Source organism: Micromonospora carbonacea, from assembly GCF_014205165.1.
In the GTDB taxonomy this organism is placed as follows: domain Bacteria; phylum Actinomycetota; class Actinomycetes; order Mycobacteriales; family Micromonosporaceae; genus Micromonospora; species Micromonospora carbonacea.
Genome location: NZ_JACHMZ010000001.1, coordinates 1030191 through 1054434, shown reverse-complemented (window position 1 = coordinate 1054434; position 24244 = coordinate 1030191). Strand labels below are relative to the sequence as shown.

Below are 24244 nucleotides of genomic sequence, written 5' to 3'. Positions count from 1 at the left end.
CGCCATCCTGCCCGACCCCGCCCCGCCCCGCCGCCCGACACGGCCGGTCAGAACCGCGGCGTCTTGTCGTCCTCCAGCAGGCCCGTCCAGTCGCGGTCGATCGACAGCAGCTCCTGGATGGCGAACCGCCGTTCGAGGCCGAGGAAGCGCAGGGCGTTGGTGGAGAGGAGCTTGGCGCGCTGCCCGGCGGTGAGGAAGTCGGCCTCGCGGACCACCCGGCCCGCCGGGCGTTCCCCCAGCGGGTACGGGTAGTCGCTGCCGACCAGCACCCGGTCCTCCCCCATCGTGTCGACCAGCAGGCGCAGCGCCGCCGGGGCGAACACCACCGAGTCGACGCAGAACCGGTCGACGTACGCGCTGGGCGGGGCGGCCGACGCGCCCCGGACCAGGTCGCCCCGGCGGTGCCAGGCGTTGTCGGCGCGGCCCAGCCAGAACGGGAAGCTGCCGCCGCCGTGGGCGAAGCAGATCCGCAGCGTCTTCGGCACCCGGTCGAACACCCCGCCGAGGATCATCGCCAGCACCGACAGGTGCGTCTCGGCGGGCATCCCGGTCAGCCAGCGGGCCATCCACCGGTCGAGCCGGGGGCCGTCCGGCATGTCCCACGGATGCACGAAGACCGGCGCGCCGACGTGCGCGCAGTGCTGGAGGAAGGTGACCACGCCCGCGTCGTCGAGGTCACGGTCGCCGACGTGGTTGCCGATCTCCACCCCGACGTGCCCGGCCGCGAGGCAGCGGTCCAGCTCGGCGCAGGCCGCGTCCGGGTCCTGCAACGGCACCTGGCAGAACGGCACGAGCCGGTCGCCGCCGCCGGCCGTGACCTCCAGGGTCAGGTCGTTGAAGATCCGGGCGACCTTCGCCGCCTGGCCGGCGGGCCGGTCGTAGCCGAAGAAGACCGGCGTCGGCGACACCACCTGCACGTCGACCCCGTCGGCGGCCATGTCGGCCAGCCTGGTCGGCGCGTCCCAGCACTCCGCTCCGACCGGCCGGAACTCCGTCTCCCCGACCATGATCATGGCGGCCCGCTCGGAGTCGACCCGCAGCCACGGCCAGCCGGACCCGCCGCACGCCGCGCCGAGGTCCGGCCACCCCTTCGGTACGACGTGCGTGTGCACGTCCACGACGGGCCGCCCCGCGACGGCGGGGCCGGGTGCGGGTGCGGGTGCGGCGGGTCCGGTCATCAGCCCTTGCCCGGGTGCAGCGCGCCGCACTCGCCGCAGGTGCGGGCGGCCTCGTCGGCGTAGAACGCGCCGAACACCGGGGGCAGGTCGGCGGCGATGTCGCGGACCTGCAACTCCACCTCGTGCACCTTCGCCCCGCACTGCGGGCAGTACCACTGGAACTTCTCCAGCGTGCCCTCCTCGCGGACCCGCTCGACGACCACGCCGATCGAGCCGGGCTCGGGGCGCTGCGGCGAGTGCGGGGTGTCGCGCGGCAGCATCCACATCTGCCCCTCGCGCACGTGCACCGTGCGCGGCCCCTCGGGCGTCATCAGGTTGACGTGCATGTTGCCCTTGACCTGGTAGAAGAACTCCTCGTACGGGTCGACGTGGAAGTCGGTGCGCTGGTTGGGCCCGCCCACGACCATCACGATGAAGTCGTCGCCGCCGGGGAACATCTCCTTGTTGCCCACGGGCGGCTTCAGCAGGTGCTGGTTCTCGGCGATCCAGCCGGGGAAGCTGAACGGCTCGGCGATCTCACTCACGACTGACCTCCCGAAGTCACGACTGACCTTCCGAACTCACGGCCGACCGTCCGCCGGAAGAAGCGCCACGGCCTGCATCTCGATCAGCAGGTGCGGGTGCGGAAGCTGGTGCACGGCCACCGTGGTCCGGGTCGGCCCGTCCGCGTCGAAGAACTCCGCCCACACCTCGTTGTAGCCACCGAAGTCGTTCATGTTGACCAGGTAGGAGGTGACCTGTACGAGGTCGGCCAGGTCCGCGCCGACCGAGCGCAGCAGGTCCCGCAGGTTGCCGATCACGGCCCGGGTCTGCTCCCGGATGTCCAGGTCGGTGGTGCCGAACTCGTCCACGGCGACACCGGCGAACGTGTTGTCGGGCCGCCGCGACGACGTGCCGGAGACGAAGACGAAGCCGCCCGCGACCTTGACGTGCGGAAACGCCCCGCGCGGCACGGCCTTCCCGGCAACCACCCGAGCCTGCCCGCTCACGAGCACCACCCACTCACCAGAACCACCCCCGCACCGCGACGCCCACGACGACCCGTACCACGAAGGGGGTGCCGGGCAGCCCGACCCGCGGAGGGATCAAGCCTGACCGCCCGGAGCGGGTCGGGCTGCCCGGCACCCCCCGCACCCCCACCACGACGCTCACGACGCGGCCCGCAGCGACGCGACGCCGAGCTTCTCGACGACGGCCCGCACGTGCGCGCCCGGCCGCAGCGGCACGGCCGCCGTGGCGGCCCCGGCGAGGAACACCCAGCCGGAGCGCAGCCGCACGCCGTGCCGGCCGGCGAGGCGCAGCCCCTCGTCCAGGGCCCGGCGCGGGTCGCCGAGGATCGCCGCGGTCGAGCCGACCTGCGCGATGCGCCCGTCGACCTCCAGCAGCACGCCGAGGTTGTCCAGCCCGTCGGGCACCGGCGACCACGGCCCGATCACGAACGCCCCCGCCGAGGTGTTGTCGGCGATCACGTCCGGCAGGGAGAAGGCGAAGTTCGCGTACCGGGAGTCGATCAGCTCGATCGCCGGGGCCACGGCGCGCACCGCGTCGGCGAACGACCCGACGGGCTCGCCCGGCTCGGGCACCCGGTCCAGCAGGAACGCCACCTCCGGCTCGACCCGGGGGTGGATGAAGTCGGCCACGTCGACCGTGCCGCCGTCGGGCACCCGCATCACGTCGGTGAGCCGCCCCCAGATCACCTCGTCGACGCCGACCTGGGCCATCTTCGCGCGGCTGGTCAGCCCCATCTTCACCCCGACGAGGCGTTCGCCCCGGTCGAGCCGGCGCTGCACGAGGGCGGTCTGCACCGCGTACGCGCCGTCGACGTCGAGGCCGGTCTCGGCGGCGAGCTGGCCGATGGCGGTGGCCGTGTCGGCCGCCTCGCCCAGCCTCGCGGCGATGCCGGCGGTGTCCACCCCGATCATGACTTCTCCTCGCTGAAGCAGGTCCGCACCGAGCCGAGCCCGGAGATCCGCGCCTCGTACGCCGCGCCGGGCGTCACCGGCACCATCGGCCCGAGCGCCCCGGAGAGCACCACGTCGCCGGCGCGCAGCGGGTCGCCGGCGCGGGCGAGGGTGCCGGCGAGCCAGCCGAGGGCGTGCAGCGGGTTGCCGAGGCACGCCGCGCCCGCACCGACCGAGACGGGCTCCCCCGCGTGCTCCAGGACCATCCCGCACAGCCGCAGGTCCACGTCGGCGAGCCGGCGCGGCGCGGTGCCGAGCACGAACAGCCCGCTGGAGGCGTTGTCGGCGACGGTGTCGACGATGGAGATGTCCCAGCCGGCGACCCGCGAGTCGACGATCTCGATGGCCGGCAGCACGTGGTCGACGGCCCGCAGCAGGTCGACGGTGGTGGGCCGCCCGACGGTGAGGTCCGCGCCGAGCACGAAGGCGATCTCCGCCTCCACCCGGGGCTGGAGCAGCCGCCCGATCGGCACCTCGTCGCCGTCGGCGACGGCCATCGCGTCGGTCAGCACCCCGAAGTCGGGCTCGTACACGCCGAGGCTGTCCTGCACGGCCCGGGAGGTCAGGCCGATCTTCGCGCCGACCCGGCGTTCGCCCCGGCCGTGCCAGGCCCGCGCCTGGCGCTGCTGCACGAGGTACGCCGACGCGACGTCCCCCTCGGGCAGCAGCCGGCCGCGCAGCGGCGGGCAGGGCTTGCCGCTGGACCGGGCCTCGGTCAGCTCCCGGGCGGCGGCTTCGATGTCGACGGTCATGTGAGGTCCACGCAGACGTTGGTGAGTTCGGAGTAGAAGTCGAGGGAGTGCACGCCGCCCTCGCGGCCGATGCCGGACGCCTTGACCCCGCCGAACGGGGTGCGCAGGTCCCGCAGGAACCAGGTGTTGACCCAGACGATGCCGGCGTCGAGGCGGGCCCCGGCCCGGTGCGCCCGGCCCACGTCCCGGGTCCACACGGTCGCCGCGAGGCCGTACTCGGTGCCGTTGGCCAGCGCGTACGCCTCCTCCTCGGTGTCGAACGGGGCGACGTGCACCACCGGGCCGAAGATCTCCTCGCGGTTGGTGCGGGCGTCGGGGCCGAGGCCGGTGAGCACGGTGGGCCGCACGTACGCGCCGCCGTCGCGGGCGTCGCCGAAGGCGGGCGTGCCGCCGCCGGCCCGGAACTCGGCCCCCTCGGCGCGGGCGAGGTCGTGGTAGCCGAGCACCTTCTCCCGGTGCTGGTGGGAGATCAGCGGCATGTTGACGGTGGCCTCGTCGGCGGGCCACCCGTACGCGAGCGCGTCGGCCGCCTTCGCCAGCCGCCCGACGAACTCGTCGAAGACGGGCCGCTGCACGTAGATCCGCTCGGTGCACAGGCACACCTGGCCGCCGTTGGTGAAGCTGGACCGCACCGACCCGGCGACGGCGGCGTCGAGGTCGGCGTCGGCGAAGACCAGGCCGGCGTTCTTGCCGCCCAGCTCGAACGAGACGGCCTTCACCCCGTCGGCGGCGGCCCGCATGATCGCCCCGCCGGTGGCGGACTCGCCGGTGAACGTGATCGCGTCGACGTCCGGGTGGCGGGTCAGGAACTCGCCGGCCGAGTCGGGGCCGAAGCCGTGCACCAGGTTGAACACCCCGTCGGGCACCCCGGCGGCGGCCAGCACCTCGGCGAGCAGGGTCGCCGAGGCGGGGGTCTCCTCGCTGGGCTTGACCACCACGGCGTTGCCGCAGGCCAGCGCCGGGGCGACCTTCCAGGTGAGCAGCAGCAGCGGCAGGTTCCACGGCACGATCACGGCGACGACGCCGACGGGCTTGCGCACGGCGTAGTTCAACGCCCGCCCGCCGGTGGGGGTGACGGTGGTGAACGACTCCGTCGGTGCGGTCGCCACGATCTCCGCGAACGCCCGGAAGTTGGCCGCGGCCCGGGGCACGTCCAGCGTGCGGGCCTGGCCGATGGACTTGCCGGTGTCGGCGACCTCGGCGGTGACCAGGTCGGCGAAGCGGCGTTCCAGCTCGTCGGCGACCCGGCGCAGGACCTCGGCGCGGTCCCGCTCCCCCGTCCGGCCCCACGGCCCGCGCAGGGCCGCCCGGGCGGCGGCGACCGCGTCGTCGACGGTGGACCGGTCGGCCTCGACCACCTCGAAGACCGGCTCGCCGGTGACGGGGCTGCGCTTGGTGAACCGGCGGCCCGCGGCGACGAACTCCCCGCCGACGAAGTGCCGCAGCAGCGGCGGCCCGCCGGCCGCCCGCCCGGCCATCAGGCCCGGATCCCAGGTCACGCTCACCGCCGCCGCCCCCTGCTCCACGCCGCGCCGACCGCGCCGGCCAGCAGCGCCGCCGTGCCGGCGGCCACCGCCCCGAGCGCCGCCTGCTGGCGGCGCACCCGCCGCCGCACCCGCGCGTACGGGGTGGTGGAGAAGGACACCAGCTCGTACTGGGAGGCGTACCTCCCGGGCAGGGCCCGTTCCAGCGCGTGGTCGAGGCGGCGGCGGGCCTGGAAGACCGGGGAGGCGACCTTGTCGCGCATCTCCACGAAGTTGGCCAGGGCCATCCGGGCGATCGCCTCGGCGTCGTCCTGCCGCCGCGCCTGGAACAGCGGCAGCGCGGCCGCCCAGTCGTCGGCGCACTCGTCGAGGCAGCGGTCCAGCGCCACCACGTCCTCGAACGCGCAGTTCGCGCCTTGGCCGTAGAACGGGACGATGGCGTGCGCGGCGTCGCCGAGGAGCCCGACCCGGCCGCCCGCCTGCCACGGCGTGCAGCGGACGGTGCCGAGCACCCCGACCGGGTTGTGCTGGTAGTCGTCGACCAGGTTGGGGGCCAGCGGCAGCAGGTCCGGGTAGTGGGTGGCGAAGTGCCGCTCGATCGCCGCCGGGCTGGTCAGCGAGGCGAAGCTCGCCGTGCCGTGGGTGGGCCAGAACAGCGTGCAGGTGAACGAGCGGTCGGGGTTGGGCAGGGCGATCATCATCGACGTGCCGCGCGGCCAGATGTGCAGGGCCGCCGGGTCGAGGGCGAACTCCCCGCCCAGCGGGGGGAGGGTCAGCTCCTTGTAGCCGTAGTCGAGGAAGTCGAGGCTCTCTTCCAGGACCCCGTACGCGAGGAGTTGCCCGCGCACGGCGGAGCCGGCCCCGTCGGCACCGAGGACGACCGGCGCGGCGGCCGTGATCTTGCCCTGCGGGGTCTCGAAGGTCATCTCGCCGGTGGCCGGGTCGAGGCCGACGAGCCGGTGGTCGAAGGCGGCCCGCACCCCGGGCAGCGCGGTGGCGGCGGTGAGCAGGGCGTTGTTGAGCGCGCCCCGGCTGATCGAGTTGATCGCCCGGTCCCCGGCGGCGCTGTAGGACTGGAACGCCGGCTCCCCCGTCACGGGGTGGATCATGCGCCCGCGCATCGGCAGCGCGTCGGCCAGCACCTGCTCGGCCAGCCCGATCCGGCGCAGCGCGTCGAGCCCGCGCTCGGACAGCGCCAGGTTGATCGAGCGGCCCCGCTCGACGCGGCCGGCGCGCGGGTCCGGCCGCCGCTCGTAGAGCGCCACCCGGTAGCCGCGCCGGGCCAGGAAGCAGGCCAGCAGGCAGCCGGCCAGCCCGGCCCCGACGACGGCGATCTCGTCCCGTTCGGGGTTCATGGGGTCACCTCCGCGACCGTCGCGGCCAGCGCGTCGGCGACCCGCCAGCAGTCGTGGTACGTCGAGTAGAGCGGCACCGGGGCGAACCGGACGACGTCCGGCTCCCGGGCGTCGGCGATCACCCCGTGCTCGTGGCGCAGCCGCTTGGTCAGCTCCCCGGCGCTGCCCGCGCCGACGCGCACCGAGAGCTGGCAGCCCCGGCGGGCCGGGTCGCGCGGCGTCACCACGGTCAGCGGGCGGGTCGCGGTGACGTCGTCGAGCAGCCGCTCCAGGTAGCCGGTGAGCCGCACGCTGCGCTCCCGCAGCGCCGGCATGCCTACCGAGTCGAACAGCTCCAGCGAGGTGCGCACCGGGCCCATGGCGAGGATCGGCGGGTTGGACACCTGCCACGCCTCCACGGTCGCCGGGGGCCGGGAGGTGGGGGCCATCTCGAACCGGGTGGCCGCCTCGGTGCTCCACCAGCCCTCGAAGCGGGGCAGGTCGGCCCGGCCGAGGTGCCGCTCGTGGACGAAGACGCCGGCCAGCGCGCCCGGGCCGGAGTTGAGGTACTTGTAGGAGCACCAGGCGGCGAAGTCGACGCCCCAGTCGTGCAGCGCGAGCGGCACGTTGCCGGCCGCGTGCGCCAGGTCCCAGCCGACGACCGCGCCGGCGGCCCGCCCGGCGGCGGTGATCGCCGGGATGTCCAGCAGCTCGCCGGTGAGGTAGTTGACCCCGCCGAGCAGCACCAGCGCGATCGTGTCGCCCTCGGCGGCGAGCAGGTCGGTCACGTCGGCGGTGCGCAGGGCGTCCTCGCCGGGGCGCGGGCGCAGCCGCAGCACGGCGGCGTCGGGGTCGAGGCCGTGGAAGCGGGCCTGGCTGCGCACCGCGTAGCTGTCCGACGGGAAGGCGGAGTCCTCGATGACGATCCGGGTGCGCCGCCCCGCCGGCCGGTAGAAGCTGACCATCAGCAGGTGCAGGTTGACGGTGAGGGAGTTCATCACCACGGCCTCCGTGGGCCGCGCGCCGACCAGTCGCGCGACGGGCCCGGTCAACAGCTCGTGGTACGGCAGCCAGGGCCGGTCGGCCTCCAGGTGCCCCTCGACGCCGAGCCGGCCCCACGCGTCCAGGTCGGCCAGCAGCTCGGCGCGGGTGGCCCGGGGTTGCAGGCCGAGCGAGTTGCCGGCCAGGTACGCGGCCTCCGGGTAGCGCCCGCCGTCGGCCGGCGGCACGTGGAACAGGTGCCGGTGCCCGGGGTCGGCCTTGTCGAGGCGGTGCGCCCCGCTCTCCGCGACGGTCATCGTGTCCCCCCGCTCACATCGCCGTCCGGGCCGACCACAGCTCGGGGAAGACCACCCGGGACATGCTGCGCTGCAACCAGGCCAGGCCGGCGGAGCCGCCGCTGCCGACCTTCGCGCCCATGGTGCGCTGCACCGCCTTGACGTGGTTCCACCGCCAGTCGCCGAACTGCTCGGCCACCTCGGCCAACGCCTCGCCGAGCAGCCGCAGCTCGTCGCCCGGCCCGCCCGCGCCGCTCCCCTCGCCGGCCGTCTCCCCGCCGCCGGCCTCCTCGTCGTCGTAGATCGCCACCCAGGCGGCCTCCACCGCCGGGTGCGGCCGGTGCTCCTCGCCGACGTCGCGCCCCAGCACCTCGGCCGGAACGGCGAAGCCGCGGCGGGCCAGCAGGGCGACCACGTCGTCCCACAGGCTCGGGGCGGCCAGTGTGGCGCGCAGCTCGGCGTGCACCTCGGCCTGCCGGCGGAACGGCCGGATCAGGGCCGCGTCGCGCAGGCCCAGCGTGAACTCCAGGTGCCGGTACATCGCCGACTGGAAGCCGGATCCCTCGCCGAGCAGGTTGCGGAACCGGTTGAAGTCGGCCGGGGTCATCCAGCGCAGCCCTTTCCAGGCCGCGTTGAGCCCCTCCAGGTGCAGCGCCGCGCGGCGCAGCGGGGCCAGGGCGGCGCGGACCCGGTCGGCGCGCAGGCAGCGCTGGGCCTCGCGCAGCTCGTGGCGGGTCAGCCCGAAGTAGAGCTCCATGATCTGACTGACCATCAGGAAGGACATCTCGCCCGGGTCGTCGCTCAGCGGCTGCTGCAACCGGTGCAGGGTGCTGGCGTGCACGTACGCGTCGTAGGGCACCCGGTCGGCGAAGTCCAGGGTCGGTTCGCCGCCGTTACGGGCCGCCCGGGCCGCCCGCTGCCGCGGGGTCGCCGGACGGACCGCCGTGGCCGGTGCGGGCACCCGCAGGTCCGTCTGCTCCACCTGTCGTCTCCTCCATGAGCCGGGTAGCGTCATGGTGCCCCGGTCGACGGGCCGAACGGAATGCCGATTCGACGGCGCTGCCCGCCTTCGACCTGCGAAGCCAAAGCCGAAACCCCCATCCACCTTTCGGAGAGGAAGGCCAGGCGTGGACGACATGGACTGGGCGCTGCTGCGGGAACTCCAGGCCGACGCCCGGCTCTCCTACAGCGAGCTGTCCCGCCGGGTGCACCTGTCGCCGCCGGCCGTGGCGGAACGGGTCCGCCGGCTGGAGGAGTCGGGGGTGATCACCGGCTACCACGCCCACGTCGACCTGGCCCGCGCCGGCCGCACGGTGGTCGCCCTGATCCGGATGTCCTGCTACGGGTCGCGGTGCATCCTCAACGACCCGGACGTGCCGGGTTGGCCGGAGATCATGGAGATCCACCGGATCACCGGCGACGCGTGCAGCGTGCTGCGGGTGGCGGCCGGCTCGATCGGCGACTTCGAGCGGGTGATCGACCGGCTCGCTCCGTACGGCCAGCCGTCGAGCACGATGGTCCTCTCCACCCCCCTGGCCTGGCACCCCGTCACCCGCCTGTAAGGAAGGGCACCTTGTTAACGCTTTCTGTATAGGAAGGGCCCCCTCCTAACACCCTGCCGAACACCAGCCGAGCCGGCGCGCGGACCGGTGCCGGCGGGTTTGCCCCCACGTCAGGGGGAATGCAGGGCGGACTTGTCCCGGGGAGGATTCCGGTGCCTCGGCACCGGGAGGGGGGAACGATGCGGGGGCTCACCACGTCACACCGTGCCCGGCCGGCCAGGTGCGCCGCGCCGGCAGCCAGGATGCGTCCGGCAACGCCGCCCGCGCCGGCCCCGGCCCGGCCGGCCGGACGCGGCGCGCGGGCCGTGGGTGCGGGGCCGACCGTACGGGCCGCGCTGACCGTGCTCGGCGTGCTCGGGGCGTTCGTCCTGCTCGCCGGCGCGCCGGCCTGGGCCGGGGAGAACACCTTCGTCGAGGTCACCCCGAACAGCGCGCCGGCCGGCACCCGCGTCGACATCCGGGCGAGCTGCGACAACGACAACAACCGGCAGGCCGACGTGCAGTCAGACGCGTTCGGGCGGGTCGTGCTCCGGCCGAACAACGGCTTCCTGACCGGGGCGGTCACCGTGCCCGGCAACAAGCAGGCCGGCGACTACCCGGTCGAGCTGCGCTGCGCCAACGGCGGCACCGCGACCACCACCCTCACCGTGCTGAACATGACGCAGCCGAGCAAGGGCCCGAACACCGGCGCCGGCGGCACGGCCGGCGAGGGCCGGGGCACGGGCTCGCTGCTGCTGGTCGGCGGCCTGGTGGCGGCGGCCGTCGCGGCCGGGTTCGGCGCGTTCGGCACCCGCCGGCAGACCGGGACGCGGTCCTGACCGGGAGCCGTCATGGCCCGACGTACCCGCGCCGCCGCCACGACCCGACGCGAGCGCGACCGGCGGGACCGCGCCCGACGGACGCGGCGCAGGCCGGTCCGGGCGGCGGCCCGGCTGGTGGCCCGGGGCTGCGGCCGGTTCGCCCGGGTGGCCCGGCAGGCCTTCTCGGCCAGCGTGACCACCGTGGGACCGCCCGGCCGCGCCGCCGTGCCGCCCGGCCGCGCCGGGCCCGTCGGCGCGGCGGCCCGATCCGGTACGGCCGCCCGGCGGTGGCAGCGGGCGGTCCGCCGGGGCCCGGGGTTCCCGGTGCTGTTCGTCGCCGCCCTGATGGTGCTGATCGTGGCGATGCTGGGCGTCGAACGGGTGACGGGGCAGAGCCTCCTGCCGGACCGCTTCATCGCCGGCCTGCGGCCCCCGCCGAAGAAGTTCCCGGTGCTGGCGGCCAGCCGGCCGGTCGGCATCACGAGCGCGCCGATCGGCCTCGACGCCCCGGTGCACGACGTGGGCATCGCCGCGGACGGCAGCATCGGGGTGCCCGACGCCGACCGCGCCCAGGAGGCCGGCTGGTACGACCAGGGCCCGACCCCCGGCCAGTACGGCCCGGCGGTGATCGTCGGCCACGTCGACACCCGCACCGGGCCGGCGGTCTTCCACGAGCTGAAGGAGCTGCGCTCAGGCGACCGGGTCGAGGTGAGCCGGGCCGACCGCTCCGTGGCGATCTTCGAGGTCGACGAGGTACGGCGCTACGCCAAGGCCCGGCTGCCGGTGGACGAGGTCTACGGCGACTTCAGCCGCCCGGGGCTGCGCCTGATCACCTGCGGCGGCGCGTGGGTCGGCGGCGAGGCGGGGTACGCCGACAACGTGGTGGTGTACGCGTCGCTGGTGAAGGCCCGCACCGGGTGACGGGCACCGCGCGGGCGTGCGGGCGCGGGCGTGCGGGCGCAGGCGTGCGGGCGCAGGCGTGCGGGCGTGCGGGTGGCTCAGGCCGCCGCCTCGGTCTCGGCCTCGCGCAGGTCGAGCCAGTCCGCCCAGCGCGGGTCGGGGGCCCGGTGCCCGAGCACCCGCCACGCGGTCCCCTTCGGCACGGCCGGCGGGGCGTGCAGCCGCCAGCCCAGCTCGGCCGGGGTCTTGTCGCCCTTGGTGTGGTTGCACCGGGCGCAGGCGGCCACCACGTTCTCCCAGGCGTGCCGGCCGCCCCGGCTGCGCGGGAAGACGTGGTCGATGGTCTCGGCCGGGCCCCGGCAGTAGGCGCACCGCCAGCCGTCCCGGGCGAAGATCGCCCGCCGGGAGAGCCCGACGTGGGCGCGGTAGGGCACCCGCACGAACCGGGTGAGCCGGACCACGGAGGGCACCGGGAGCGCGTCGCGGGCGCTGTGCAGGATCCCCTCGCCGTCGGCGACGCAGACGGCCTTGGCGGAGAGCACGAGAATGGCGGCGCGACGCACGGACACGACACACAGCGGCTCGTAGGTGGCGTTGAGAACCAGCGCGCCAGAGCCCACCGCGGGTCGTATGTCAGGCATCGAGCTCACCCTCCCGGTCCAGCTGCTCCCGCCGCTGGCCCGCCGGGCCGACCCGCGCAGGGCGGAACGACGCCGGCGTCGGCGGGATCACCGACGTCCGTTGCGCCAATCGTCCCTGATAAGGCCCCGGATTGCACGTACTAATCCGGGGTCCCTCCTCGAAGCACTCGGCGGTTGTGTCAGGATGACCGGTTCCGCACGGTCCGCCCGGGGGCACGCGCCCCGCTGCCGGCCGGTCGCGGGCGGTGGGGTACGAAAGCAGGGTGAGCGCCCGCAGCCTGTTTCTCGCCACCCTCTCCGACGTCGTGGCCGTCACCGCGCCCGCCACCGCGGCCCCCGGGGCGTCCCCGGGCCCGTCGCCGAGCGCGGACTGCCAGGGCAGCACCTCCTGCGAGTGGCTGTACGAGACGAGCGGCTCGGCCTGGTTCGCGGAGGGCAGCTACTGGATCCTGCTCAAGCCGCTGCGGGTGCTGCTGATCCTCGCGCTGGCCTTCCTCGCCCGGTGGGCGCTGCACCGGATGATCAAGCGGCTGGTCCGGACCACCGCCGACGGGGTGCCCACGCTGCTGCGTCCGCTGCGCGAGCGGGTGCCGACCGCCGCCCACGAGCCCGGCGAGTTCATCCCCGAGCGGCGGCGGCAGCGGGCCGAGGCGATCGGCTCGGTGCTGCGCAGCATGGTCACGGCGTTCGTCTTCGGCATCGCGCTGCTGATGATCCTGCGGGAGTTCAGCTTCGACCTGGCGCCGCTGCTGGCCAGCGCGGGCATCGCCGGCGTGGCGCTCGGCTTCGGCGCGCAGAGCCTGGTCAAGGACCTGATCGCCGGCCTGTTCATGCTGGTCGAGGACCAGTACGGCGTGGGCGACACGGTGGACCTGGGCGAGGCGACGGGCGTGGTGGAGTCGGTCGGCCTGCGGGTCACCACCGTCCGCGACGGCCGGGGCGTGCTCTGGTACATCCGCAACGGCGAGATCGTCCGGGTGGGCAACAAGAGCCAGGGGTGGGCGCTGGTCGTGGTGGACCTGCCGATCGGGTTCGCCGGCACCGAGGAGGCGACGGCGGTGCTGCGCACGGCCGCCGCGTCGGTGGCCCTGGACCCGGACCTGGCCCCGGAGATCGTGGAGGAGCCCGACGTGCTGGGCGTCGAGCAGATGACGGTGGACGGCGCGGTGATCCGCACGGTGGTGAAGACCACCGCGGACGGGCAGTTCGCGGTGGGCCGGGAGTTGCGCCGGCGGCTCGCCGAGGCGCTGGAGAACTCGGGCATCACCGCCAAGATCGCCGCCGCCCGCCTCTATCCGGGCGTCCCGCTGCGGGCCCCGGACGACACGGCGACCGGCCAGGGCGGGGCCACCTGAGCGGGCCCACCGACCCCCTGATCCGGCTCCGCCGCCACCGCCGCGGGCGGGCCACCATCCGCCCGAGCCACCGAGAAACGTCGATGACCTGCGGATATGTTGGCCGAGAATACAGGGGTCGCGGACCTCGCGGCCCCTCGGGTATCGTCCGTTCGTTCAGTCGGAGATGCGACGATCAATCCGTTCGCCCTAGCTAGTTGTCAGACGATCGGGCAGAATCCGGTACGCACGCCACCTGCCGGAGCGTGATCACGTCTCGCTGATCCGTAGATCTGACGACGGTTCCCGGTCAGGCCATCACGAGTGGCCCACCGTGGGAACGATGGAGGCCACGGTGTCCGACGAGCGACCCTCCCAGGAAGGGCCGGCCACCTTCCGCGAGGTGTTCGCCCAGCGGGAGTACAGGGCGGTCTTCACCGCCAGCGCGCTCTCCTGGATCGGCGACTTCATCGCCAAGGCCGCCGTCACGGTGCTGGTCTACCGCGAGACGCAGTCCGTGGCCTATTCGGCCGCCGCGTTCGCGGTCAGCTTCCTGCCCTGGTTGATCGGCGGCCCGCTGCTGGCCACGCTGGCCGAGCGCTACCGCTACCGCTCGGTGATGGTGGCGTGCGACCTGATCCGGATGGCCCTGATGGTGCTGGTCGCCCTCCCGGGCAACGAGCCGTGGCTGATCCTCTGCCTGCTCTTCGCGACCACCCTGGCCAACCCGCCCAGCCAGGCCGCCCGGTCCGCGCTGATGCCGCTCATCCTGACCGGCGACCGGCTGGTCGTCGGGCTCTCGCTCAACAGCAGCACCGGCCAGGCCGCCCAGGTGCTCGGCTATCTCATCGGCGCGGCCCTCGCCGCGTTCGACCCGACCCTCGCCCTGCTGGTCAACGCGGCCACCTTCGCCCTGTCGGCGGCCCTGGTCCGCTTCGGCGTGCAGGACCGGCCGCCGGCGATGACCAGCGCCCACCGCAGCCACCTGCTGCGGGAGACCGGCGACGGCTTCCGGATCGTGTTCGGCACGCCGGTGCTGCGGGCGATCGCCCTGCTGGTCTTCAGCGCCATGCTCTTCTCCATCGTGCCGGAGGGGCTGGCCGCCGCCTGGGCCCGCGAGGGCGTCGACGACGGCATGGACAGCGGCGTCGCCCAGGCCGTGATCATGGCCGCCAACCCGGTCGGCTTCATCCTGGGCGGGCTGCTGGTCAGCCGGGCGGTCGCCCCGGCCCGCCGGCTCGTGCTGATCCGGCCGCTGGCGGTGCTCGCCCCGCTCGTCCTGGTGCCGTCGCTGCTCGACCCGCCGCCGCTGGTGGTGGCGCTGCTCGCCGGCCTGTGCGGCTTCGCGGTCGCCGGGCTGCTCCCGGTCGCCAACGGTCTCTTCGTCCGCGCGCTGCCCAACGGCTACCGGGCCCGGGCGTTCGGCGTGATGGCCACCGGCGTCCAGGTGATCCAGGGCCTCGCCGTGCTGGTCACCGGCCTGCTCGCCGAGCGTTTCCCGATCCCGGTGGTGGTCGGGGGGTGGAGCGCGGCCGGCGTGCTGCTGATGCTGCTCACCGCCGCGGCGTGGCCGACGCGGACGGCGATCGACGCGGCGGTGGAGGCCGCCGGCAACGCCGCAACGCCGGCACCGGCCCCGGCCGGTACCGGCGAGCCCCGGCCCCGGCCCGTCGCCCCGGGCGACGGGCGCGAGGGCGGCGCGCCGGGCGAGCGCGGCCGGGCCAGCCAGGCGGTGAGCTGACCACCCGGGGGCTGCCGTCGCGGGTCACCCGGCCTTCCCGCCGCGCCGGGCCGCCGTGATCCCGCTGTGACGAGGTCGGCAGTGGCCGGGCCGGTAGGCCGCCGCCGGGTCCGGCCGCACCTGGCAGGATGGAACGGTGAATCCCACCGGTGAGTCCGAGCGTGCCGCGACCCTCTTCGAAGCGGTCGGCGGCGAACCCACCTTCCGCAAGCTGGTGGACGAGTTCTACGTCGGCGTCGCCGCCGATCCGCTGCTGCGGCCGATGTATCCGGAGGAGGATCTGGGCCCCGCCGCCGACCGGCTGACGCTGTTCCTCATGCAGTACTGGGGTGGCCCCAACACCTACTCCGCCCAGCGGGGGCACCCCCGGCTGCGGATGCGGCACGCCCCGTTCCGGATCGGCGCCGCCGAGCGCGACGCCTGGCTGCACCACATGCGACGGGCCGTCGACCGGCTGGAGCTGCCGCCGGAGATCGCCACGGCGCTCTGGGACTATCTGGAGCGGGCCGCCTACTTCATGGTCAACGTCATGGAGGACCCGGCCGGGCCGGCCTGAGCCTGCCACGGTCTCGTCCGGGCCGCCGGCGGCGGCCCGGACGGGACCGTGCGGATCAGAGCAGGGCACCCTCGTCGTGCAGCCAGTCCACGAAGGTGGTGGCCACCGCGGCCCCGCAGTCGAGCATCTCCACCAGCAGCGCGTCGTGCGCGCCGGCGCCGAGCGGCACCTGGAGCTCCGCGTAGATGGGCAGTTGCCCCCGCTCGGTGGGGTCACCGATGTATGCCTTGCAGAACCGTCGGGTGTGGTTCCACTCGTTGACCACCCGGTAGGCCCGGTCGGCCCAGTCCGGTGGCACCGTGGCGTGCGGGCGGGCCCGCATCACCAGGATCTCGTCCTCGGGCCCCTCCAGGGTGACCAGCACCGCGTGCCGCTCCCACATGGCCAGCAGGTTGCCGTCGCCGTCGGCCAGGTAGCGCACGTCCAGCAGGTCGAGCGCGTCGCAGACCCGGCGGAGGGTGACCGGCGCGATGGTGGCCGACATGTCGGCGATCATCGGCCGATCGACGGACGGGCAGTCGTCGCCCGGTTGACGTGGGGCCGGTGGTCCGACCCGGACGGTGCTGTCCACTGTGATCCCGCTTCGAGTTTCCGGTTCGCCGCCAATGGCGGGACCGGGGCGCCATGACCACCACGGCATCGCTCGCGCACCTCACTCCCCAGCGGATCCAGCCGCCTACGGTGCGTTGGATCCGAGGATGGACGGTACCCGGACAGCCGGGTTGTGGCATCCCCCCAACGACAGCCCCAGGCCAGAAGAACGACCACCGGTCATACTTTCGGATGAGTCCCGAGCGGCATGACGGCAAGATCCACAACCTTCTGCGACCACACGGCTCCGTATGGTCCCACCAGACCGACCCACCGGCCGGCCGTCCTCACCTGAACGTCGCCGCCCCCGGCCCCCGCACCGGGGCCCGCGGCGGCCGTATCGCCGTCGCCGGGGCGACCCAGGAAGCCCATCCGCACCAGCCCCTGCACCAGCCGCTGGGCGATCTCGACGGGGGGCCCGGGCGGGTCGTCCGGGGTGACCACCACCGCAACGTGGTCGAGCAGGGCGTCCCGCAGCACCCGCTGACCCACCGCCCGGCCGGCCACCCCGTGCGCGGCGGCCTCCCGCAGCGTGCCGGCGGCCGCCTCGGCGATCCGCCACAGCTCCCCGGCCGGCAACAGCTCCACCGACCGGCTGGCCGGCGGCGGCAGCGGCCAGCGCCACTGCGCGTCCCGCCGCACGGGCAGGCCGCCCGCGCCGGACGACAGCGCGTCCAGCAGCTCCCCGGCGGCCACCGTGACGTCACCGCACCCCGGCCCGGCCACCGTCCGGACGGCCAGCACGCCCCACGGCAGCCGGGCCCAGAGCGCCGTCCGGCCGCCCGCCGCGTCCGGCCCGCCGGCCGGCGCGGCCGGGCGCAGCCGGACCGGCGCGGCCGGGTCGAGCCGGACCAGCCGGGCCAGGAACGCGCCCGCGTCCGCCACCCCGGTCAGCCCGTGCCCGCCGACCGGACCGGGGTCCGGGCCGGGCCGCTGCGGGCGCGCCGGTGCGTCGCTCACGCCGGCCGCCCGGCCGCGCTGCCGGGGGCGTACGACAGCAGGAAGGCCCGCTCCTCGTCGGTGACCCGCCGGGGCCGCTGGGCGACCAGGTCGAACGGGACCAGCACCGAGCGGGCGGTGCTGGCGAGGGTGTCGCCGTCGTACAGCTCGTAGGCGACGGTGAACCGGGCGGCCCGGATCTCCTCCACCCACAGCTCGATCCGGACGGTCGGGGCGGCCTCGGCCGTGGCCCGGCCCAGCGCGTAGTCGACCGGGCGCAGGTAGTCGACCTCGTGCCGGCGGATGACGACCCCGTCGGCGAACGAGCCGACCCCCCACGCCTTGCCGCCGGCGAACATCAGCGCCACCCGCGCCTCCTCGTAGAGGGTGAGGAAGCGCGAGTTGTTGACGTGGCCGTACGCGTCCAGGTCGGACCAGCGCAGGGTGCAGTGGTAGACGAAGCGGTCCGCCATGCTCAGTCGCGGGTGAGCTTGCGGTAGGTGACCCGGTGCGGGCGGGCCGCCTCGGCGCCGAGCCGGTCGACCTTGTTCTTCTCGTACGCCTCGAAGTTGCCCTCGAACCAGAACCACTTCGCCGGGTTCGCCTCGTCGCCCTCCCAGGCCAGGATGTGCGTGGCGACCCGGTCGAGGAACATCCGGTCGTGGGAGATGACCACGGCGCAGCCGGGGAACTCCAGCAGCGCGTTCTCCAGGCTGGAGAGGGTCTCGACGTCGAGGTCGTTGGTCGGCTCGTCGAGCAGGATGACGTTGCCGCCGATCTTCAGCGTCAGCGCCAGGTTGAGCCGGTTGCGCTCGCCGCCGGAGAGCACCTTGGTCGGCTTCTGCTGGTCGGGCCCCTTGAACCCGAACGCCGCGATGTACGCCCGCGACGGCATCTCGACCTTGCCGACCATCAGGTAGTCGAGCCCGTCGGAGACGACCTCCCAGACCGTCTTGTCGCCGTCCAGTCCCTGCCGGTTCTGGTCGACGTAGGACAGCGAGACGGTGGGGCCCACCCGGACCTCGCCGCCGGTGGGCTGCTCCAGCCCGACGATGGTCTTGAACAGGGTGGTCTTGCCGACGCCGTTGGGGCCGATGATGCCGACGATGCCGTTGCGCGGCAGCGAGAACGACAGGTCGTCGATCAGCAGCCGGTCGCCGAAGCCCTTGCTGAGGTGGTTGGCCTCGATCACCGTGCTGCCCAGGCGCGGGCCCGGCGGGATCTGGATCTCCTCGAAGTCCAGCTTGCGGGTCTTCTCCGCCTCGGTGGCCATCTCGTCGTAGCGGTCGAGGCGGGCCTTGGACTTGGTCTGCCGGGCCTTGGCGTTGGAGCGGACCCACTCCAGCTCCTCGGAGAGGCGCTTCTTCATCTTGGCGTCGCGGCGCCCCTCGACGGAGAGCCGGGCGGCCTTCTTCTCCAGGTAGGTGGAGTAGTTGCCCTCGTAGCCGATGGCCCGGCCGCGGTCCAGCTCCAGGATCCAGCCGGCCACCTTGTCCAGGAAGTAGCGGTCGTGGGTGATCGCCATGACGGTGCCGGCGTACTTGGCCAGGTGCTGCTCCAGCCAGGAGACGCTCTCCGCGTCCAGGTGGTTGGTGGGCTCGTCGAGCAGCAGCAGGTCGGGCGCCTCCAGCAGCAGCTTGCACAGGGCGACCCGGCGGCGCTCGCCACCGGAGAGCTGGGTGACGTCGGCGTCCGGCGGCGGGCAGCGCAGCGCGTCCATGGCCAGTTCGAGCTTGGAGTCGATGTCCCACGCATCGGCGTGGTCGAGCTCCTCCTGGAGCTTGCCCATCTCCTCCATCAGCTCGTCGGAGTAGTCGGTCGCCATCTGCTCGGCGATCTTGTTGAACCGCTCCAGCTTGGCCTTGGTCTCGGCGACCGCCTCCTCGACGTTGCCGAGCACGGTCTTGGCGTCGTTGAGCGGGGGCTCCTGGGCGAGCATGCCGACGGTGTAGCCGGGCATCAACCGGGCCTCGCCGTTGCTCGGCTTGTCCAGCCCTGCCATGATCTTGAGGAGGCTGGACTTGCCCGCGCCGTTGGGGCCGACCACACCGATCTTGGCCCCCGGCAGGAAGCTCAGCGTCACGTTGTCGAGCACGACCTTGTCGCCGTGCGCCTTGCGCGCCTTTTCCAGGACGTAGATGTACTGGGCCACGGTGCGGGCTACCTCCGTTGATTGCTGGTCTCGACGCGTCGGGATGCGGGCGCGGGCTCCGGGGCCCCTCGCCGCCGCCGGCCGGGGGCCGGCCACGACGCACGCCATCGTCAATCCTGACAGGTACGCCGAGCTGCGCCCACATCACCCCGCCCGGCGACCACCCCCGCGTGCCCCCTTGCCCCGCCCGGTATAACCGGATAGCTTTCGCGGTATGACCAAGAAGATCGCCATCAGCGTTCCCGACGACGTGGCGGAGCGGCTGGCCGAGGAGCCGAACGTCTCGGCGTTCATCACCGAGAGCGTCCGGCAGCGGATGGCCGGGGAACGCACCCGTCGGGCACTGCGGCAGGTCGGCTTCCGGTTGACCGAGGCGGGTCTCACCGAAGCCGGGCAGCGGCTCGACGAGGCGCAGGCGAAGATCACGCCCGAGCTGCGGGCCAAGGCGGCGGCACTGCTGGGCGAGGCTTCGCGCGGACGGCTGGCCTCGTGAGCGAGGCCGGCCTGGTGCTCGACACCTCCTGCCTGCTCGCCTATTCCGAAGGGACCGAGGCGGTCGGCGAGCAGATCGCCAAGGTCGCGGACAGGCTCCAGGTCGTGGTCGTCCCCGCCCTCTGCCTGGCCGCCGCGTACCGGCAGGTGACCAGCGACGGTTGGCCGCTCCTGGACATCCTCGGCGACCTCGAACAGGTGGTCGTCACTCCCGTCGAGCACGACATGTGCGCGATCCTCGGTGGCTGGTCGCGAACCCTGGGGAGCATGGACCTGGCGCAGGCGGCGATGGAGGCCGCCCGGGCGACGACGCCGATCATGACGGACCGGCGCGAGGTGCTGGGCGAGGTGCTGCCGAAGGAATGGCCGATCATCGATCTGTGAGCCGGGCGGGCGACGTGATCGTCTTCACGGTTCGGCCAGCGTGGGACGGGTAGGTAACTCCGGCACGGGGCTCCAGACGCCGCAGCTACGCTCAGTACGCTCAGCGCGGTGGACCCGTCAGCACCCGGAGGTGGCCGAACGTGACCGTCCGTAGTTCCTTTGTCGTCGTGGCGAACCGACTACCGGTCGACGAGGTGAACACCCCCGAGGGGCGGCAGTGGCGACGCAGCCCCGGTGGCCTCGTCACCGCCCTGCACCCCGTCCTCGCCGAACACCAGGGCACGTGGGTCGGCTGGGCCGGCGGCACCGGCCCCGCCCCCGAGCCGTTCGACCTGGAGGGCATCCGGCTGCACCCGGTGCCACTGAGCGCCGACGAGCTGGAGCGCTACTACGAGGGCCAGTCGAACGCGACAATCTGGCCGCTCTATCACGACGCGGTGGAGACACCGGCGTACAAGCGGCGTTGGCGCGAGGCGTACCGGCTGGTCAACGCGCGGTTCGCGGAGGCCGCGGCGGAGGTCGCGGCCGACGGCGCGACGGTCTGGGTGCAGGACTACCAGCTCCAGCTCGTGCCCGCGATGCTCCGCGAGCTGCGCCCCGACCTGCGGATCGGGTTCTTCCTGCACATCCCGTTCCCGCCGATCGAGCTGTTCATGCAGATGCCGTTCCGCACCGAGATCCTGCGCGGGCTGCTCGGCGCGGACCTGATCGGCTTCCAGCAGCGGCTGGCGGCGCAGAACTTCGTCCGGCTGGCCCGGCACCTGCTCGGGCTGCGCTACGAGGGGCAGATGATCCAGGTCGACGGCCGCCAGGTTAAGGCGGGCGCATTCCCCATCTCCATCGACACCCGGGAGATGGAGCGGCTGGCCGAGGACCCGGCGATCCAGTCCCGGGCCAAGCAGATCCGCGAGGAGCTGGGCAACCCCCGGACGATCATCCTGGGCGTCGACCGGCTCGACTACACGAAGGGCATCGAGCTCCGACTCAAGGCCTTCCGCGAACTTCTCGCTGACGGAAAGTTGACAGTTCCGGACGCGGTTATGGTGCAGGTGGCCACGCCGAGCCGGGAACGGGTGGAGCACTACCAGGCCCTACGGGTCAAGGTCGAGCGCGAGGTTGGCCGGATTAATGGGGAATTCGGCAGGGTCGGCGTGCCGGCGGTGCATTACCTGCATCAGTCGTACAGTCGCAGTGAGTTGGCGGCGATGTACGTGGCCGCCGACGTGATGATGGTGACCCCGCTGCGAGACGGAATGAATCTGGTGGCCAAGGAGTACGTGGCATCGCGCGCCGACCAGGGCGGCGCGCTCGTGCTCAGTGAGTTCGCCGGCGCCGCGACAGAGCTGCGCCAGGCGTTCCTGTGTAACCCGCACGACCCGGACGCGGTCAAGGACGCGTTGCTCAAGGCCGTGCACGTGGAGAAGCCCGAGGCCCGCCGTCGCATGCGGGTCATGCAGCGCCACCTGCGTACCCACGACGTGGGGCACTGGGCGAAGTCGTTCCTCACCGAGCTCGGTGTGCCTGATACGGAGGTTGCGTGAACACGTCCGTCCACGACGGGGCGGCCCCGGCCGCGGGAGTGCTGGATCCGGAGCTGCGGGCGGCCATCGGGCGGATAGCCCGGGTCCCGCAGCTCCTCGTCGCCTGTGACTACGACGGCACCCTCGCGCCGATCGTGGAGGACCCGAGCAAGGCCGTGCCGCTGCCCGAGTCGGTCGCCGCCGTCCGCGCGCTCGCGGCGCTGCCGCAGACCACCGTCGCCGTGGTCTCCGGCCGGGCGCTGCGCGACCTGGCCGCGCTCTCCCGGCTGCCCAGCGAGGTCCACCTCGTCGGCAGCCACGGCTCCGAGTTCGACATCGGCTTCGTCGAGCGGCTCTCCCCCGAGCTGATCGCCGTGCGCACCCGGCTGCGCGACGAGCTGCGCGAGATCGCCAACGCCCACCCGGGCGTCCGGCTGGAGCGCAAGCCCGCCAGCGTCGCCGTGCACACCCGCGGGGTGGACCCGCAGGTCGCCGCCGCCGCCGTCGACGCGGTCCGCGCCGGCCCCGCCACCTGGGACGGCGTCACCGTCACCCAGGGCAAGGAGGTCATCGAGCTGTCCGTGGTGGCGACCCACAAGGGCACCGCCGTCGACCAGCTCCGCACCCAGCTCTCGGCCAGCGCCGTGCTGTTCATCGGCGACGACGTCACCGACGAGAACGCGTTCGGCAACCTGCACGGCCCCGACATGGGCATCAAGATCGGCCTCGGCGAGACGAAGGCCGACTACCGCGTCGGCGAGCCGATCGAGGCCGCCCGCGCGCTGGGCCTGCTGCTGGAGACCCGGCGGCACTGGCTGTTCGGGGAGCGGGCCGTCCCGATCGAGCGGCACTCGATGCTCGCCAACGGGCGTACGGTCGCGTTGCTCACCCCCGAGGCCAAGGTCACCTGGCTCTGCCACCCCAAGCCGGACTCGGCGGCGATCTTCGCCGACCTGGTCGGCGGCAGCCCGGCCGGGCACTTCAGCGTCGCCCCCGAGCGCGGCGGCATCCCGCTCGGCCAGCGCTACCGCTCCGGCACGATGACCGTGGAGACCCGCTGGTCGGGCCTCACCGTCACCGACTGGCTGGACAAGCCGGCCCGGGAGACCACCCCCGACGGCCCGGCGGTCGTCACCGGCGACTCCGCCCTGGTGCGGGTGCTCACCGGCTCCGGGACGGTGCGGGTGGAGTTCGCCCCCCGGCCCGAGTTCGGCCAGGTCGCCACGCAGCTCCAGCCGGTCGGCGACGGGCTGCTGGTGCTCGGCTCCAACGAGCCGATCGCGCTCTACTCCCCCGGGGTGCAGTGGCAGGTCGACAACGACGGCGGGTACGAGACGGCGAAGGCCGTCGTCGACCTGTCCGCCGCCGGCGGTCAGGTGGTGCTGGAGCTGCGCTTCGGCACGCACAGCCTGGAGCACCACCGGCTGACGGTCCACGAGCGGCAGGCCGCCGCCGAGCAGCCGTGGAAGGACTGGGTGGCCTCGCTGCGGCTGCCCACCACCGCCCGGGACCTGGTCGCCCGCAGCGCGCTCACCCTGCGCGGCCTCTGCCACGAGGCCACCGGCTCGATCCTCGCGGCGGCGACCACGTCGCTGCCCGAGGAGCTGGGCGGCGTGCGCAACTGGGACTACCGCTACTGCTGGCTGCGCGACGCGGCGATGACCGCGCGGGCGCTGGTCGACCTCGGCTCCACCGAGGAGGCCGAGGCGCTGCTGCGCTGGGTGGACGGCTGCATCGAGCGCACCGGCGGGCACCCCGAGCGGCTGCACCCGCTCTACACCGTCGACGGGTACGAGCTGGGCGCCGAGGCGGTCATCGACACCCTGCCCGGCTACGCCGGCTCCCGGCCGGTGCGGGTCGGCAACCTCGCCAACCACCAGCTCCAGCTCGACGTGTTCGGCCCGATCGCCGACCTCATCGCCGCCGTCGCCGACGCCCGGGGCACCGTCCGCGAGGACGAGTGGCGGGTGCTGGAGAACATGGTCGAGGCGGTCCGCCGCCGCTGGCACGAGCCCGACCACGGCATCTGGGAGGCCCGCCTCCCCCCGCGGCACCACATCTTCTCGAAGGTGATGTGCTGGATGACCGTCGACCGGGCGCTGCACGTGGTGCGGCAGCACGGCGGCGAGGACCGTCCCGAGTGGGTGGAGCTGCGCGACCGGATCGGCGCCAACGTGCTGGAGTACGGCTGGCACGCCGACGTCGAGGCGTACAGCGTCGCGTACGGCGACGAGGACATGGACGCGTCCTCGCTGTGGATCGGCCTGTCGGGGCTGCTCCCCGGCGACGACCCGCGCTTCCTGTCCACCGTGCTGCGGATCGAGGCGGACCTGCGCAGCGGCCCGGTCGTCTACCGCTACCACTGGGACGACGGCCTGCCCGGGCGCGAGGGCGGCTTCCACATCTGCACGGCATGGCTGATCGAGGCGTACCTGCGCACCGGCCGCCGCACCGACGCGGAGGAGCTGTTCGCCCAGATGGTCGACACGGCGGGCCCGACGGGGCTGCTCCCCGAGCAGTACGACCCGCTGGCCGAGCGCGGGCTGGGCAACCACCCGCAGGCGTACAGCCACCTCGGCCTGATCCGCTGCGCCCTGCTGCTGGACAACATGCTCAAGCAGTGACCGAGGTGTAAGGAAGGGCCCC

At 73.8% G+C, this 24244-nt stretch carries 24 protein-coding genes; 10 read left to right on the top strand and 14 right to left on the bottom strand.

All coding sequences use genetic code 11. The features are described from left to right. Positions 1-47: 47 nt before the first annotated feature. The 9 genes from HDA31_RS04855 to HDA31_RS04815 all read right to left on the bottom strand — a co-directional run bounded on the left by HDA31_RS04855 (position 48) and on the right by HDA31_RS04815 (position 8968). Positions 48-1178: an amidohydrolase family protein gene (locus tag HDA31_RS04855; RefSeq protein ID WP_246384105.1), complete on the bottom strand. Its 1131-nt coding sequence runs from the start codon at positions 1176-1178 to the stop codon at positions 48-50. After that, positions 1178-1702: a 3-hydroxyanthranilate 3,4-dioxygenase gene (locus HDA31_RS04850; protein ID WP_043966295.1), complete on the bottom strand. Its 525-nt coding sequence runs from the start codon at positions 1700-1702 to the stop codon at positions 1178-1180. The genes HDA31_RS04855 and HDA31_RS04850 overlap by 1 nt, the downstream gene beginning before the upstream one ends. 36 nt (positions 1703-1738) lie before the next feature. After that, positions 1739-2167 (bottom strand): RidA family protein, encoded by a 429-nt coding sequence (locus HDA31_RS04845; RefSeq protein WP_178066146.1) that lies wholly within the window; start codon positions 2165-2167, stop codon positions 1739-1741. A gap of 159 nt (positions 2168-2326) precedes the next feature. Beyond that, complete coding sequence (locus tag HDA31_RS04840) at positions 2327-3100, bottom strand: 2-keto-4-pentenoate hydratase (protein ID WP_178066147.1); 774 nt, start codon at positions 3098-3100, stop codon at positions 2327-2329. Next, on the bottom strand, positions 3097-3891 hold the full coding sequence (locus tag HDA31_RS04835; protein WP_178066148.1) for a 2-keto-4-pentenoate hydratase: 795 nt from the start codon (positions 3889-3891) through the stop codon (positions 3097-3099). The genes HDA31_RS04840 and HDA31_RS04835 overlap by 4 nt, the downstream gene beginning before the upstream one ends. Then, complete coding sequence (locus tag HDA31_RS04830; RefSeq protein ID WP_178067759.1) at positions 3888-5369, bottom strand: 2-hydroxymuconic semialdehyde dehydrogenase; 1482 nt, start codon at positions 5367-5369, stop codon at positions 3888-3890. The genes HDA31_RS04835 and HDA31_RS04830 overlap by 4 nt, the downstream gene beginning before the upstream one ends. Before the next feature lie 23 nt (positions 5370-5392). Beyond that, positions 5393-6730: an FAD-dependent oxidoreductase gene (locus HDA31_RS04825; protein WP_178066149.1), complete on the bottom strand. Its 1338-nt coding sequence runs from the start codon at positions 6728-6730 to the stop codon at positions 5393-5395. Continuing rightward, positions 6727-8007, bottom strand: a complete 1281-nt coding sequence (kynU, locus tag HDA31_RS04820) for a kynureninase (protein ID WP_178066150.1) — start codon at positions 8005-8007, stop codon at positions 6727-6729. Before kynU ends, HDA31_RS04825 begins: the two co-directional genes overlap by 4 nt. A 13-nt stretch (positions 8008-8020) precedes the next feature. Then, a complete protein-coding gene (locus HDA31_RS04815) occupies positions 8021-8968 on the bottom strand; it encodes a tryptophan 2,3-dioxygenase (RefSeq protein ID WP_178066151.1) in 948 nt (315 codons plus the stop codon). A 145-nt stretch (positions 8969-9113) separates the two neighbouring features. Here HDA31_RS04815 and HDA31_RS04810 point away from each other — a divergent pair, with 145 nt between their 5' ends. From HDA31_RS04810 to HDA31_RS04800, 3 genes are all read left to right on the top strand, one after another. Continuing rightward, positions 9114-9548: an Lrp/AsnC family transcriptional regulator gene (locus tag HDA31_RS04810; RefSeq protein ID WP_043966285.1), complete on the top strand. Its 435-nt coding sequence runs from the start codon at positions 9114-9116 to the stop codon at positions 9546-9548. A gap of 242 nt (positions 9549-9790) precedes the next feature. After that, entirely contained in the window at positions 9791-10366 is a 576-nt protein-coding gene (locus tag HDA31_RS04805) for a hypothetical protein (RefSeq protein WP_260422018.1), read from the top strand. Positions 10367-10378: 12 nt separating this feature from the next. Next, positions 10379-11269 (top strand): class F sortase, encoded by an 891-nt coding sequence (locus tag HDA31_RS04800; RefSeq protein WP_178066152.1) that lies wholly within the window; start codon positions 10379-10381, stop codon positions 11267-11269. A 77-nt stretch (positions 11270-11346) separates the two neighbouring features. Here HDA31_RS04800 and HDA31_RS04795 read toward each other — a convergent pair whose 3' ends face one another. Further along, a complete protein-coding gene (locus tag HDA31_RS04795) occupies positions 11347-11889 on the bottom strand; it encodes an HNH endonuclease (protein WP_074477598.1) in 543 nt (180 codons plus the stop codon). A 263-nt stretch (positions 11890-12152) separates the two neighbouring features. Between HDA31_RS04795 and HDA31_RS04790 the strand changes: the two genes are divergently transcribed. From HDA31_RS04790 to HDA31_RS04780, 3 genes are all read left to right on the top strand, one after another. Beyond that, positions 12153-13244, top strand: a complete 1092-nt coding sequence (locus HDA31_RS04790) for a mechanosensitive ion channel family protein (protein ID WP_246384106.1) — start codon at positions 12153-12155, stop codon at positions 13242-13244. 322 nt (positions 13245-13566) lie between these two features. Next, positions 13567-14964 (top strand): MFS transporter, encoded by a 1398-nt coding sequence (locus HDA31_RS04785; RefSeq protein WP_178066153.1) that lies wholly within the window; start codon positions 13567-13569, stop codon positions 14962-14964. A gap of 136 nt (positions 14965-15100) precedes the next feature. Continuing rightward, complete coding sequence (locus HDA31_RS04780) at positions 15101-15520, top strand: globin (protein ID WP_178066154.1); 420 nt, start codon at positions 15101-15103, stop codon at positions 15518-15520. Between the two features lie 55 nt (positions 15521-15575). On the opposite strand, the gene HDA31_RS04775 is transcribed toward HDA31_RS04780, so the two are convergent. The 4 genes from HDA31_RS04775 to ettA form a co-directional block, all read right to left on the bottom strand. After that, positions 15576-16160: a type III secretion system chaperone family protein gene (locus HDA31_RS04775; RefSeq protein WP_074477590.1), complete on the bottom strand. Its 585-nt coding sequence runs from the start codon at positions 16158-16160 to the stop codon at positions 15576-15578. A 131-nt stretch (positions 16161-16291) separates the two neighbouring features. Next, on the bottom strand, positions 16292-17071 hold the full coding sequence (locus HDA31_RS04770; protein WP_178066155.1) for a DUF8185 domain-containing protein: 780 nt from the start codon (positions 17069-17071) through the stop codon (positions 16292-16294). Next, a complete protein-coding gene (locus tag HDA31_RS04765) occupies positions 17068-17523 on the bottom strand; it encodes an acyl-CoA thioesterase (protein ID WP_178066156.1) in 456 nt (151 codons plus the stop codon). Before HDA31_RS04765 ends, HDA31_RS04770 begins: the two co-directional genes overlap by 4 nt. Positions 17524-17525: 2 nt before the next feature. Then, positions 17526-19202, bottom strand: a complete 1677-nt coding sequence (ettA, locus tag HDA31_RS04760) for an energy-dependent translational throttle protein EttA (RefSeq protein ID WP_074477584.1) — start codon at positions 19200-19202, stop codon at positions 17526-17528. Positions 19203-19416: 214 nt separating this feature from the next. On the opposite strand from ettA, the gene HDA31_RS04755 reads away from it, so the two are divergent. The 4 genes from HDA31_RS04755 (at position 19417) to otsB (ending at position 24222) form a co-directional block, all read left to right on the top strand. Continuing rightward, positions 19417-19695: a hypothetical protein gene (locus HDA31_RS04755; protein WP_043966268.1), complete on the top strand. Its 279-nt coding sequence runs from the start codon at positions 19417-19419 to the stop codon at positions 19693-19695. Next, on the top strand, positions 19692-20078 hold the full coding sequence (locus tag HDA31_RS04750; protein WP_178066157.1) for a hypothetical protein: 387 nt from the start codon (positions 19692-19694) through the stop codon (positions 20076-20078). The genes HDA31_RS04755 and HDA31_RS04750 overlap by 4 nt, the downstream gene beginning before the upstream one ends. 140 nt (positions 20079-20218) lie before the next feature. Next, positions 20219-21619, top strand: a complete 1401-nt coding sequence (locus tag HDA31_RS04745; RefSeq protein WP_074477581.1) for an alpha,alpha-trehalose-phosphate synthase (UDP-forming) — start codon at positions 20219-20221, stop codon at positions 21617-21619. Beyond that, positions 21616-24222: a trehalose-phosphatase gene (gene otsB, locus HDA31_RS04740; RefSeq protein ID WP_178066158.1), complete on the top strand. Its 2607-nt coding sequence runs from the start codon at positions 21616-21618 to the stop codon at positions 24220-24222. The genes HDA31_RS04745 and otsB overlap by 4 nt, the downstream gene beginning before the upstream one ends. Positions 24223-24244: the final 22 nt, after the last annotated feature.